The following is a 13,314-nucleotide window of genomic DNA, read 5'->3' as shown; positions in this document are numbered from 1 at the left end:
TTGACTGTGCGCTGAGGGCGACGACACGCCGGGTGGTTTCAAGGTTTGGTTGCAACAGTGGTTTGTGGCGGGTTTGACAGTAGCCGGTTGAGGACTTGGGCGGGGCTGTCCCAGCCGAAGCGTTTGCGTGGGCGTTCGTTGAGTTCAGCGGCGACTTCGGCGAGGTAGTCGGCCGAGTGCACGGATAAGTCGGTGCCTTTCGGAAAGTATTGGCGCAATAGGCCATTGGTGTTTTCGTTGCTGCCGCGCTGCCAGGGTGAGTGTGGATCGCAAAAGTAGATGTCGATGCCGGCGTCGATACTGATGCGGGCATGGCGCAACATTTCGTGGCCTTGGTCCCAGGTCAGCGAGCGCCGCAATGCCTGGGGCAGGGTTTTGATGGTGGCGATCATCGCATCAGCCACCGTCTCAGGGTCGCGACGGGCGGGCAGGTGCAGCAGTTGCACGAACCCGGTGGAACGTTCGACCAGGGTGCCGATCTGAGAGTGTTGATTTTTGCCCAGGATTAAGTCACCCTCCCAGTGCCCGGGCACCGCGCGGTCAGCGGCCTCAGCGGGCCGCTCACTGATGTTGACCATGCCCGGAATTCGGCCGCAGCCGCTACGGGCGCCGACTCTGGCCCGTGGCTTGCGCAATGCCCGCCCGGTCCGCAAACACTTAGTCAGCTCGCGGCGTAGCTCCCCGCGTCCTTGCACGTAGAGCGCCTTGTAGATGGTTTCGTGGGACACCTGCATCTCCGGGCGGTCGGAATACGTCGTGGCCAACATCCCGGCAATCTGCTCCGGGCTGTACTTCTTGACCAACCACGCTTGCACCTGATCACGCAACGCAGGGCAGCGACCCAGCTTGCCGATCTTGGGCCGGCGCGCTCGCTGCTCGCTGCGAAGCTGAGCAATCCGCGCCGAATAGCCCGATTTCGCATCCACGCCCGCTCGGCGGGCTCCGAAGCGGTAACGAGAACGATAACGGCCCACATACCCCCGCATGACGCCGTTGTTGGCGATCTCGCGCATGACTGTCGACGGGGCCCGGCCCAACCGGGCTGCCATCGAGCGAATCGATTCGCCCTGAGCGGTGCCGATCATGATCTGTTCACGCTCATCAGCCGACAACCGCGGCCGTTTCTGCCCCTGAGGGGCTAACCATCGCGGATTCACACCACCAAACCTGCGAAACCACTTGCCGCCGCACGTCGCCGACACGCCGACCGCAACCCCGGCGTCCTCCGAGGACACCCCGGACGCGATCAACTCCCAATACCGGCGCTGCACCGACAACAACTGAGGCTGACCCGTCATCAACACCCCTAACTACGAAGTGTTGCAATCACCCCTTGAGCCCACCCCGGTGGCTGCCACCGTGGCTTCACGCTCAAAGCCGTGGCTTCACGCTGCGCGGCGGCCCGTCGCCATGCTGAGCACATGGCCTTCCCCACCGCGTTGCCGTGCTTGCCGGCCAGCTGGCAACTCCGGACGTGGTCCGGATCCCGTTGCCCAGCAAGTTCTCTGGACAGGCGCTTTGACACGCGCTAGGCGCGCGGGAGTCCGAGCACCCGCTGGGCGATGATGTTGCGCTGGATTTCCGACGTGCCGCCGGCGATGGTCCCCGAGAAGCTGCGGGCAAAGCGCTCAAACCAACTGGCGAAGTAGTGGTCGAGATTCATGTGCGCATACGGCCCGGTCTGCCCGGGCTGGACGAGCCCGTCGGCGCCCGCGGAGGTCAGCGCCAGTTCCATCCCGCGCAACTCCGCTTCAGAGCCGAGCAGCTTGAGCACCGAGATCGCGGCCACGTCGTCTTCGCCACGGGCGGTGCGGGCCAGGGCGGCCGAGCCCAGCAGGCGCAGCGCCTGCCGGTCCATGATCGTCGTGGCGTACTGGTCGCGCTCGACATCGGTGGTGGGGTGGAAGTCGTCGATCATGTTCTCGAGACGGTCCGCAAAGCCCAGCCACATCATGGTGCGCTCGTGGCCCAACGAACCGTTGGCCACCATCCATCCCTGGTTGAGCTCACCGACCAGGTTTTCCGCCGGCACCCGCACGTCGGTGAAGAACACCTCGTTGAAGTCCAAATCGTCGATCGAGCAGATCGACGGGAAGGGCCGGCGGACGACGCCGGGGGTGTCGGTGGGGATGACCAGCGCGCTGATTCCCTTGTGCTTCGGCGCATCTGGGTCCGTCCGCACGAAGGCCAACAAGAAGTCGGCGTCGTGGGCCCCGGAGGTCCACACCTTCTGCCCGTTGACCACGAAGTGATCGCCGTCAAGCACCGCGCGGGTGCGTAGCGACGCCAGGTCAGAACCCGCGCTGGGCTCGCTCATCCCCAGCGACGCGGTCATCTCGGCGCGCAGGACGGGCACGGCCCAGCGTTGTTTCTGCTCATCGCTGCCGAACGACAACAGCGATGCCGCAACGATATTGACGCCCTGCGGGTTGAAGCTGTGATAGATGCGGCGGCGGCTCAGTTCCTCCAGGTAGACGAACTGCTGCAGCACGGTCGCGTTGCGGCCACCGTATTCCGGTGGCTGGCTCGGCAACAACCAGCCGTTGTCGAAGAGGAGCCGTTGCCAACGTCGCGCCCACTGCGGCATATGCGACACCGACCGCGGGCGCTCGCTCGTTTCGCTTGCGGGAGGCAGGTTTTCGTCGAGGAAGGCCGAAAACTCGGACCGGAACGCCTCGACGTCGGGATCAAAAGTCAGCTGCACGATATTCCTCGGCGATCCGCGCCCGATGCTCCGCCGCGCCGCCCAGCATGAGTTCGCCCGCCTTCGCGCGCTTGAGCGCGAACTGCAGGTCGTTCTCCCACGTGAATCCCATCGCGCCGTGCAGCTGCAAGCCGTGACGGAAGACCAGCGACTGGCACTCCCCCGCCGACGCCTTGGCCATCGCGGCCGCCAGCCGGCGGCGCGGATCGTCCGCCGCGATCGTCAATGCCGCGAAGTACGCCAACGCCCTCGCCCGTTGCACCGCGACGTGCATGTCGGCGGCCTTGTGCTGCACGGCCTGGAACGAGCCGATCGGCACACCGAACTGCTGGCGGCTACTCACGTGCTCGAGCACCAGGTCGAGGATGCGTTGGCAGGCGCCGACCATGGTGATTGCCATGCCCGTCAACGCAATATGGTGCGCGCGCTCGTGGTCGACGCTGATACGGGCGGTGTCGGGGACCCGGACCTCGCTGAACGACAGGTCGGCCACGTGCAGGACGGGGTCGAAGACCGCCGTGCGGCGGGCCGACACCTGGCTGGACGGCGCGATGAACACGCCCGCGTCGGTCACCACCGCCAGGCGGTCGACGCGATCGCCGTCGAGCACATGGCGCGCGGTGCCGTCCAACACCCAGCCTTCGGCGTCGCGGTATGCCACCACCCCGCCGTACACGGCCGTGCCCGACTCGTGCGGGTCGAAGCGATCCGCCACCAGCGGCGCGAACTGGCTCATCGTCGCCAGGAACGGTGTGGGATCGGTGGCGCGGCCCAGCTCTTCGAGAACGATGGCGAGCTCGACCGTGCTCTCCGGGTCGTTCAGCTCGGTCCAGCCCTGATCCACGTAGGACTTCCACAGCGGGCTCGGGTCGACGCCTTCTTCGGCCACGCTGCGCACCAGCGAGGGCGGGCACTGCTTGGTGACGGCATCGCGCACCGTGTCCTGCCACAGTCGCTGATCAGCATCGAACTCCAACAGCATCCGCGCCGCCTCTCGTCGTGACTGTCACGGCGAGAATATCATTCTCGGTTCTGGAAGTAATAATCTCTGAATCCGGGCATGGGTTCACCGAACGGTGCGTGACGAGCCGAATCGCTGAAGCCACCTAGTCGCTGGTCAGCAGCCCGTCGGCGGCGCCATCCCAGCGGTCGAGGTTCACGAACTCGGCAAGCGAACGGCGGCGCAGCGGCCCGTGTTTGCCCTTGGGCCATCCGACCACGATGTGCCCGGCGACCATCCAGCCGTCGGGGATACCGACGGCATCGCGCAGCAGCTGCTCACCGCCGTAAGAGGCCCAGCTGGTCATGCAGGCGCCGAGCCCCTGCGCGCGAGCGGCGAGCAGAAAGTTCTGCATGGCGGGAAAGATCGAACCGCCCAGCAGCAGTTCCGATGCCGTCGGGTAGTGCGCCTGCGCGAACAGCACCGACGTGAATTCACCGGCGCGGTCGTGCAATTCGTAGGTCGCACGGTAGGTGCGGGCGCGACGGCTGTTGTCGCCGTCGGCGGGCCGGCTCATTCCGTAGACCGGCTCGATCACCTGGAGTGCGTGGGCGGCGGCCTTGGCCACCACGGCGCGCTGCTCGGGCGACCGCAGCACCACGAAACGCCGGCCCTGGGCATTGGCGCCGGAGGGAGCCCACCGCGCCGCCTCGAGGCACCGCGTCAGGGTCGCGTCGTCCACCGGTTGGTCGGTGAAGCGCCGGATCGTTCGGGCGGTCGCCATGACTTCCCAGACGTCGGCGCTTGCTCCGGTCATCGCGTCTCCTCAACTCGGGCTCCCTGAGGCAACCTAGCGTGCGGCGCGGCCGGTCGGTCTCACCCCTTCGCGCCGGCGATGTCGTCGTCGCCCATCCAATGAACGAATCTCTGCAGTGGATACATCGCGTCATGTGGACTGCCGAGCACGTGCGCGTTCGCGGTGCCCAGGCGGCACAAACGTTGAGCCCCGGCGCTCGCCAGTCGATCCCGAACCTGCGCCTTGCGTTCGTATGGGTACACGCCAATGGTTTGGGTGGCGACGTTGACGTAGCGAACGGCGTCGTCGAGTGAGCGGACCATGACGACGTTCGACGTCTTGTTGGTGGGCTGAAATTCGACGGGCCGCTCCGTCAAGATCACCAACCCGCGCCCGTCGAAGTCACCCCAAAACTTGAGATCGCCCATCGCCGCCATCACCTGGATCTCGTCACGCACCTCCGAGGCCAGGGGCGGGCCCATTGCGGAGGCGAAATCACGGTCCATGGCCAGCCGTTGCGCCAGCGCGCCGCACAGCGATTCGACCTGGGCCCGTTCACCTTCCACGAACGCGAAGCGGCTCGCCAGGCAGGCCTCCTGGTTGAACACCGTCGTGTCGGCGGCCAGCCGATCGGCGACGTCGACGATGCGGTCCTCGGACTCGAAAACCTCGCGCCCGATCATCGAAATCGAGGACTTCGGATCAAACGAGATCAACTGAATCCCGGGACCCAGGTACCCAATCACGTTGTTGATCGCCTCGCCGCCGCCCCAGGCGACGATCTTGTCGAAGTACTGCGGCCGGTAGAGGGTGCGTTCGATGGTGGTGTCGCCGCCCTGCCAGTAGATAGCCGACATCGACCGCACCACGGGGTGTTTCGGGTCGATCTCGGCCATGGTGCGCAGCACCGCCACCGTGGTGAAGGGGTCGCTCGACGGCAACTTGAACAGATTGACCGCCTTGACCAGAGCGCCCTGGGCGATCGATGCGACGCACCCCGACGGGGCATTGCCGGCCAGCATGTGCACCATCCGCGACGGAAACGCCCGCACGGCCCCCGTGTTGCCGTATGCGTCGACGCGCTCGACCCATCCGTCCAGGGCCTCGCGATTGGCGAAATTCGAATCGACCATGCTCTCCAAGAGGGGCTTGGTCAGATACATCGGCGCCTGGCGATACAGATTTTCGACGACGCGCCGCGGCAAGGGATTTGTGGCCGCGATCAGGTCCAGGCATCGCTGCAGATGCGGATTGCGATCAAGGTGCAGACGTTCGCCCGTTTCGGCCAGGAAGTCGATGATCTCCTCGAGCTTGACGTCCAGCAAGGGCGGGAGCTGCGACCGCGGCATGACCAGCGCGTCGAGATCGATTGCGGGAGTGACGAAATCAGCGCCCAGATCGCGTGAGCGGTGGCGCGTCGCCTCGCCTTCGATCAATACCCCCTGAACGAAATGGGGCGCCCTCAAGGCATCGGCGACCGTCATGACACACCTCGCACATAGGCGTCGATGCTGCCCGCGCAGGTTATCTTGTCGCCCCCAGGCAGGTCGGAATAACGTGTGATCTCACGGCCGATCGTCGGCCCCTGGTGGCCGCACCCACACTTGCCGAAACTGACACTGACCCGGTCTCCGCTGATCACCCCGCCCCAGCGCCCTTCAATGGAGGCGTCGAAAAAGGCCGCCCGGGCCTCGATCTCCTCGGCGTCGACATCCAGCAAGTGCTCGCCGGTGCTATCCAGCGGCAGCATGATCACCCAGGGCGAGACATGGTATCGACCGTGATGGCAAAGCGGGAAGGTCGCATTGATCTCGCGCATGCTGTACGCGTGGTACAGCCGTTCCTCAGTGACGTTGAAGGTTTCGAGCACGTATTCGCGGTAATTCTCCGGTAGCGCAGCGCCTTTGAGCCCGCCGGCGACCATCATCGCGTTGTTCGGGTCGAAGTCGTCGCCGCCGTGCCCCTTGGCCCGGATGCCTTCGGCGATCTGATAGAGCGTGGCGAACATGCCGGTCGCCAGCAGCGGTACGTCACGGGCCTCGATCACCGCGTCGACCGCTTTTTTGGCCGCGGCTTCCATGTCCGCGCCGCGCTGTGCGGCGATACGTTCGAACTCCGCGATCTCGTTAGGACGCGCGGTGCCGTCGGCCAGCTTGCGGCGCAACGTGATCATGTCGACCATCGACCCGACGGTGATCGGCTCTCCGTCGCCGAATTGGTAGGGCGGGTATCGCGAGGAAAAGCAATCGACCATCGCCTGACGTATCGCATCCTCGCGTGGGGCGGCGAATTGCGGGCCCAGGCCGAGGAATTTGCGGTCCTCACCGCGGGTGAGGCCGGTGGCCCACAGCAGCGCTTCGATGTTGATCCGGGCCGAGAGTGCGATATCACCCTCGGTGCATGACAGCATGGCGGGCTTGCCGGTAGTGCCACTCGAGCACGACAGGTAATGGCCGACGGTCTCCAGCTCTTTGAGCCAGTCATCGAGCGTCTCCACCCCCGCCGTGTCGAGGCCTTCCACGTCACGGGTGGAGACGGTGGCCAGCCACCTGCCCATGCGGTCCCACCGGCCGTCGTTCAGCCAGCCTTCGGCGTAGGTCTTGTAGGTGGTGTGGGCGAAAAGCAGCGGCACCAAGTCGGCGGGCTGCGCGATGTCTTCGATGCCGCCCGACTCCGCACGATTGGCCAACAGCGGAATGCGCCGGGCCTGGGCCGCGAGACGCTCGTTGGCCGCCTCCAACTGCACGGGCAGCAGGTCGATGGGGTCGATGTCAAAGCAGTCGTCGGCCCCAACCAACTTCACCAGTCGCGCTACTGCTGATCGCATCGGGTGCTCCTTGGGTCGACGCAGCGGCAGTTAATTGAACAATACTGTATATTAATGGCCCCGGCCAGGCGAGGCCAAGGCCGTCCGGTCACCGAGGCGCGGCTGCCCGATCGTGCTCGGCCTGTTGCCGGGCGATCCGTTGATCGTGAATCCTGACCAGCTCACGGAAGCCCAAGCGCGGATATTGCGGTACGGGCTGAATCCCCCACTGGTCCTTGGCCGTGTTGATGCCCGCGCCCTCCGGCGCGCCGCTGAGCGGCGGGCCCGGGAACGGGTACGGGTGTCGACATTCCAGCGACTCGTTGCTGTAGCGCACCTTCATGAGCTCGCTGCAGATGTCACGGAAGCTCAGGGTCGGATACCCGTACCAGATCGCCAAGAGCGGCAGCGTGAACGCCCCCTCGAGGACCAGCCCGACCAAGCACACCATGATGCCGTGCTTCAGCCATTTATGCATCCGCGCACACTCTTTCGTGGTGCCCACCGGCAGTTCCTCAACCGCGGATTTCTCCGGCGAATTGTGGTCGATCCTCGATGCATTCATCGAATGCTCCCTAATCCGTGAAGATTTCGCGGTTGACGGTGTGCAGGTACGGGATCGCCAGGAAGGGAGTGATGTACATGATGTCGTAGATCCACCACCCGAGCACCGGGAACACCACCCCCGAATACCGGACGTCGGCGTAGACGGTCATGTTCATCACGTACCCGATCCAGATCACCACGCCGAACCAGCATGTGACGAGCAGCCACTGGTGGCCCCAACGCTTCATCTGCAGGAAGGCGATGGCAGCGGCGATCCGCATCGGAAACACCGTCAGGATGAGCGCGACTTCCCAGCCCTTTTCGCCCGGCGCACTCGCGCCGCCGATCCACAGCTGGTTGTAGTGCCAGAAGTATCCGGCGTCAAAAGCATTGCCCCACGCCGTATATAGGACACGGTAGATGAGGGAATGGTTGGCAACCATGTCCAGGATCCAACCCTGCAGGTTGAGCCCGGCGTCCAGGATGACCAGATACCCGATCAAGGTGACCATGATGGGGCGCACCGACAGGCCGGATTTCAGCGAACGTCGAAGCAACGCCAGCCCGTAAAGGAATAGCGGCAGGCCAAAGATGCCGGGCACGTTGGCGCCCATCAGCAATGCTCCGGCAATCAACCATTTGTCGGCCCGGCGTTGTGCCGCCCGGCTCTGCTCGATGTGGTCATCAAGCGATACCGACGGGGCACCATCCGACCCCAATGCGGGAACCGGCGCCTTGCCCGATCCGGAAAAGCGTTTCATCAGAGGTGGATTCATGGCCACTCCTACCAGTTTCGCGTCGCCCACATTGACAATTGGATGCCGAACATCAGCAGCAGGTAGCCATAGATGAAGATCTGAAATACCATCAGGGCCCGCTTTCGGCGCCGTTCGGGATTCACGGTGCGATCTGCTCCCTTCTCGAGGGATCGATGAATTCTTGAGGGCGCCCCGACCGAGGGGCCCATGGCGCGATGATCAGAAGGTGCCGATGCCGCGCAGGACGTAGTACCAAAAGCCAACTAGCGCAGCCGCTGCGCCCCATCCGAAACCCAGACGCACCAATTCCTGCCACACGGTCGAACCTCCAATCGCTCAGTGGGCTCCCGGTCGACTCACCGGGCCCCAAGACCATGGCGTGTGCTCTCGAGGAACTCGTCGAGCACACGACCGCGTACGAGTTTGGAGTCGTGATTGGTGACGAGCAGCGCATAGAACCCCAACAAAAAGAAGAGCGCGCTGTTTTCGGGGTCGGCTTCCGAACGCGCGACCCCGTCCCGTTGCGCCCGCGCGATCCGCTGGGCGACGAGTGCCACCAGTGGATGGTCCGTGGGCCTGCCGAAGCCGGGGGGTCGGGTTTGTGAAAAATGCAGGGCCAAAACATCTCTGAAGAGGCGCGGGCCGAATCTGGATTCCGCCGCCAGCACCAGCCTTACCACCTCCGAGAGGGTGGACCATACGTCAGGCTCCGCCGCGACGAAGCGGGCCAGCTCCCGGGCGAGCCGTGTGACCAGATCCCGCTCGATCTCCTCGAGAACGTGCTCCTTGGTAGGGAAATGAAAGTAGAAGGTCCCGCGCGCGACACCCGCGGTCGAGATGATGGCGGCGATGTCGGCGTCCGCGACACCCGATCGTTTGAACTCGGCCACCGCCGCCTCGTAGACGCGTTGGCGAGTCTCGAGCCGCTGCGCTTGGCGTCGCTGTGGCTTCTCATTGGCGTGTGTTGTCATCGGACGCTATCGTGAGCCGATCACTGACAAATGTCAATGACAATTTTCAACGAAATGACGGTGGCGACCCCGTCGCGCGCACGCCGAGCGTCGCCGAGATCAGCGCACTCGATATCGGCGACCGCGGATTCCACCCCGTCGGCGATCGTGACGCCGGTCAGGTCCGCCGCCTGCCGGCGCGGCCGGGCAGATCGTCCGCGAGGACCCGTATTCCGGTTCCTGCCGGGCCAATGCGGCAACCATGAGATCCCAGCAATCGGCGGCGTGCGCACCACCGCGCACCAAAACCAAGCCGGGCATGTCATGGTGGGTGACTGCGTCAGTCGCGGCGCACAACGCCGCGCAGGAAAAAGTCGACGGCGTGCTGCAAGTGGCGTTCCTCCTCCTCGGGAGGGCGGTAGATCCCGGAATCCGCCAGCCGCGCGGGTAGATGCTCGACCAACGCGATGAAGTGGCCGGCGGACAACTCGAGATCATCGACCTCGATCGCTCCGGCCCGCTGGTGGCGAGCAAGCAGGTCCATCACCTGCCGGTGGCGCGGGGACCAGGTCATGGAATGCGCGCTCACGGCGAATTCGGGAAACCGTGCCGATTCGGTCATGGCGATCTGCTTCAGGCGCACCATGTCCGGATCGATTGCGCGCTGCAGACCGGCGCGACCGACCGCAACAAGGGCGGCTCGCAGGTCATTGTCATCCACTTCGTGCGTGGCTTCATGCTCGGTTTTGCGGGTGAGCGCCCACGGAATGACGTCGAGAAAGACCGAACGCTTGTTGGGATAGCGCGCGTACAGAGTGCGTCGGGTGGTGCCGGCCGCTTTGGCGATCGCATCCATGCTGGCACCGTCGTAGCCGTGCTTGATGAATGTCGCGATCGCAGCCTTGCGCAGCCTTTGTTGCAGCTTCTTGACTTCGGCCTGCGTCGGGCGTCCTCGCCGGGCTGCGGTGACCACGGAAATATACATTAACGTATAGATAACTGTGGGCGCGACGAAGGACGTCAAGGAGCACCGTGACCATCACGCAGTCATTCATCAACGGCGAATCGGTGGCATCGGCGGACGTGTACGACAACATCGATCCGGCCACCGGACGATCCCTCGGTCCGGTGGCGCGCGGCGGGTTTGACGAATCAGATCGCGCCGTCAACGCGGCCCGAGCGGCGTCGGCCCCTTGGCGAGACACGTCACCCGAGGAACGCGCGATCCTGTTGACGCGGATCGCCGATCTCATCGACCAGAATCACGAACGGTTGGCCCGGATCGAAAGCGAGGACACCGGGAAGCCGCTGAGCCAGGCGCGCGGGGATGCAGGCGTTGCCGGGCGTTACTTCCGTTTCTACGGCCACGCCATCGACTCCTACTACGGCCAAACCATCCCGCTCACAACGGATTTACACGCGTATACCCGACGCGAGCCATTCGGCGTAACCGGTCACATCATCGCCTGGAACTACCCGATGCAGTTGCTCGCCCGTGCCGTAGCTCCCGCCATCGCGGTGGGCAACTGCGCGGTGGTCAAGCCCGCCGACGAAACACCCAGAACGGCAGTGGAACTCGCCGTGCTCGCGGTGCGGGCCGGGCTCCCGCCCGGGGTGTTCAACGTGGTGACCGGGATCGGCGCCGAAGCCGGCGCCGCCCTGACGGCACACCCCGACGTCGATCACCTGGGGTTTGTCGGGTCGACTGAAATCGGGTCCGTGGTCGCCCACGCCGCGGCGGATCGGGTGACACCCACGACGCTGGAGTTGGGCGGCAAATCCCCGCAGATCGTCTTCCCCGATGCGGATTTGGCCCGCGCATCGGAGTCGATCGCGAAGGCAATTCTGCAGAACGCGGGTCAAACATGCTCGGCCGGCTCACGTCTGCTGGTACACGACACGATCCACGACACCCTGGTCGAGATGGTGCGCATGCGTTTGTCGTCGACCACGATTGGGCCCGGAGTCGAAGACCACGACCTCGGACCGCTGATCTCCCGGAAGCAGCAGCAGCGGGTGCGATCCATGCTCGCCGATAATGTCGACGGCGAAATCCTTTGCGGCGGGGCACCTCCTGACGATCCGCGCCTGACTGACGGTGCGTACTTCTGTCCCACGATCATCGACGACGCCGACCCCGCGTCAGCGATCGCGCAGGAGGAGATCTTCGGACCGGTGCTGACCGTCCACCGGTTCCGCACCGAGGACGAGGCGATCGCAATGGCCAACGGCACGCAATACGCTCTGCTCGGCGCGGTGTGGACGACCGATCTGTCCCGCGCGCACCGCCTGGCGGCGCAGATCCGCGCGGGCCAGATCTACGTGAATACCTATGGCGCCGGCGGCGGAGTGGAACTACCGTTCGGAGGTTTCAAGAAATCGGGCTACGGCCGCGAGAAGGGCTATGAAGCCCTCGACACATTCAGCGCCACCAAGACTGTCGTGGTGCGGCTTTGAAGGGAGACGGCATTGGATCGCGAAACCTATGAGCGGGGGCTGCAAATCCGCTCCGAGGTACTGGGGGCGGACTACGTCGAGCGCGCGCTGGCCGGAGCGGACGACTTCACCGGGCCCCTACAGGATCTCGTCACCGAGTACTGCTGGGGCGCCGTCTGGGGTCGCGACGAACTGCCGCGCAAGACCCGCAGCATGCTCAACCTCGCGATGATCGCAGTGCTCAATCGGCCCAACGAATTGCGGATGCACGTCAAGGCGGCGCTGACCAACGGTGTCACCCGCGAGGAGATTCGCGAGATCTTTCTGCAGGTGGCCATCTACGGCGGCGTGCCGGCCGCGGTCGACAGCTTTCGCATCGCCCGCGAGGCGTTCGCCGAGCTGGACCGGGACTAGGGGCGCATCATGGAGATCGGCTTCATCGGGTTGGGAAACATGGGCTTTCCCATGGCCTGCCGCCTCATTCAGGAAAAGCACGACGTCGTCGCCTTCGACACGCGCAGCACCGCACTCGCGCGCGTCGTGGCGCTGGGGGCACGCCCGGCGTCGTCACCCCACGAGGTCGCCGATCGCGCCGACACGGTGCTGGCCAGCCTGCCCACACCCGGGGTGTCGCTGGAGGTGGCCACCGGCCCGGCGGGCGTGATCGAGGGCAAACGGATCAAGCGCTACGTCGACTTGTCCACGGTCGGTAGCCAAATGGCGATGCGGATCCACGGCCTGCTCGCCGAACGGAAGATCGCGCGGATCGACAGCCCGGTCAGCGGAGGTGTGGGCGGCGCGGAGAAGGGGACGCTGGCGCTCATGGTGTCCGGGCCCCGCGGCGAATTCGAGGCCATCCGAACGGTGCTCGACGCCCTCGGCCGGCCCGTGTATGTCGGGGACACCCCCGGTTCGGCGCAGACGATGAAGCTGGCCAACAACATCCTGGCGGCCAACGTCTTGGCCGCGACGGCCGAAGTGGTCGTCATGGGGGTCAAGGCCGGGCTCGACCCGGGCGTGATGATCGAGGTGCTCAACGCGGGGTCGGGCGCGACGAGCGCGAGCCGCGACAAGTTTCCCCGCGCGATCCTGCCGCGCACCTTCGACTACGGCTTTGCCACCGGCCTGATGGTCAAGGATGTGCATCTTTACCTCGACGAGGCCAAGGCGCTCGGCGTGCCCGCCGAGGTCGCGGAGGCGACCGCCCGGCTGTGGGAGGCCGTCGCCAGCGACGAGGGGCCCGATTCCGATTTCACGACGGTGATCAAACCGCTCGAGAGGGCCGCCGGCGTCACCGTGGGCCCGTCCCCGGCCTAGCTCGCGCGGGGGCCACAGCAAGTTTGTGAGGAGTGCGCGCGGCGCGGGCCACGCGGATCGT

At 65.3% G+C, this 13,314-nt stretch carries 13 protein-coding genes; 3 read left to right on the top strand and 10 right to left on the bottom strand.

Annotated features, from left to right (window positions below):
* Positions 1–38: 38 nt before the first annotated feature.
* The 10 genes from OCU_RS29005 to OCU_RS28955 all read right to left on the bottom strand — a co-directional run bounded on the left by OCU_RS29005 (position 39) and on the right by OCU_RS28955 (position 10,485).
* Positions 39–1,298, bottom strand: a complete 1,260-nt coding sequence (locus OCU_RS29005) for an IS30 family transposase (RefSeq protein ID WP_167324038.1) — start codon at positions 1,296–1,298, stop codon at positions 39–41.
* Between the two features lie 230 nt (positions 1,299–1,528).
* Positions 1,529–2,704: an acyl-CoA dehydrogenase family protein gene (locus tag OCU_RS29000; RefSeq protein WP_014379193.1), complete on the bottom strand. Its 1,176-nt coding sequence runs from the start codon at positions 2,702–2,704 to the stop codon at positions 1,529–1,531.
* The gene (locus OCU_RS28995) at positions 2,688–3,686 is read right to left on the bottom strand and encodes an acyl-CoA dehydrogenase family protein (protein WP_009952130.1); all 999 of its coding nucleotides are present in this window, start codon (positions 3,684–3,686) and stop codon (positions 2,688–2,690) included. The genes OCU_RS29000 and OCU_RS28995 overlap by 17 nt, the downstream gene beginning before the upstream one ends.
* A 124-nt stretch (positions 3,687–3,810) precedes the next feature.
* Positions 3,811–4,461 (bottom strand): nitroreductase family protein, encoded by a 651-nt coding sequence (locus OCU_RS28990; RefSeq protein WP_014379192.1) that lies wholly within the window; start codon positions 4,459–4,461, stop codon positions 3,811–3,813.
* A gap of 59 nt (positions 4,462–4,520) precedes the next feature.
* On the bottom strand, positions 4,521–5,924 hold the full coding sequence (locus OCU_RS28985; protein WP_014379191.1) for an acyl-CoA reductase: 1,404 nt from the start codon (positions 5,922–5,924) through the stop codon (positions 4,521–4,523).
* A complete protein-coding gene (locus OCU_RS28980) occupies positions 5,921–7,186 on the bottom strand; it encodes a hypothetical protein (RefSeq protein ID WP_225341857.1) in 1,266 nt (421 codons plus the stop codon). Before OCU_RS28980 ends, OCU_RS28985 begins: the two co-directional genes overlap by 4 nt.
* 169 nt (positions 7,187–7,355) lie before the next feature.
* Positions 7,356–7,811 (bottom strand): hypothetical protein, encoded by a 456-nt coding sequence (locus OCU_RS28975; RefSeq protein ID WP_014379189.1) that lies wholly within the window; start codon positions 7,809–7,811, stop codon positions 7,356–7,358.
* Between the two features lie 10 nt (positions 7,812–7,821).
* Positions 7,822–8,568 (bottom strand): hypothetical protein, encoded by a 747-nt coding sequence (locus tag OCU_RS28970; RefSeq protein WP_041787163.1) that lies wholly within the window; start codon positions 8,566–8,568, stop codon positions 7,822–7,824.
* Between the two features lie 338 nt (positions 8,569–8,906).
* Positions 8,907–9,521, bottom strand: a complete 615-nt coding sequence (locus OCU_RS28960) for a TetR/AcrR family transcriptional regulator (protein WP_009952139.1) — start codon at positions 9,519–9,521, stop codon at positions 8,907–8,909.
* Between the two features lie 319 nt (positions 9,522–9,840).
* On the bottom strand, positions 9,841–10,485 hold the full coding sequence (locus tag OCU_RS28955; protein WP_014379187.1) for a TetR/AcrR family transcriptional regulator: 645 nt from the start codon (positions 10,483–10,485) through the stop codon (positions 9,841–9,843).
* A gap of 47 nt (positions 10,486–10,532) precedes the next feature.
* Here OCU_RS28955 and OCU_RS28950 point away from each other — a divergent pair, with 47 nt between their 5' ends.
* From OCU_RS28950 to OCU_RS28940, 3 genes are read left to right on the top strand one after another with little or no spacing between them, the layout of a single operon-like run.
* Entirely contained in the window at positions 10,533–11,957 is a 1,425-nt protein-coding gene (locus OCU_RS28950; RefSeq protein WP_009952142.1) for an aldehyde dehydrogenase family protein, read from the top strand.
* 12 nt (positions 11,958–11,969) lie between these two features.
* Positions 11,970–12,350: a carboxymuconolactone decarboxylase family protein gene (locus tag OCU_RS28945; protein ID WP_009952143.1), complete on the top strand. Its 381-nt coding sequence runs from the start codon at positions 11,970–11,972 to the stop codon at positions 12,348–12,350.
* Between the two features lie 9 nt (positions 12,351–12,359).
* Positions 12,360–13,253, top strand: coding sequence for an NAD(P)-dependent oxidoreductase (locus OCU_RS28940; protein WP_014379186.1), 894 nt, complete (start codon positions 12,360–12,362; stop codon positions 13,251–13,253).
* Positions 13,254–13,314 lie beyond the last annotated feature (61 nt).

The sequence above is a fragment of the Mycobacterium intracellulare ATCC 13950 genome, from assembly GCF_000277125.1.
Taxonomy (GTDB): domain Bacteria; phylum Actinomycetota; class Actinomycetes; order Mycobacteriales; family Mycobacteriaceae; genus Mycobacterium; species Mycobacterium intracellulare.
This window is presented reverse-complemented; position numbering and strand designations above follow the sequence as displayed.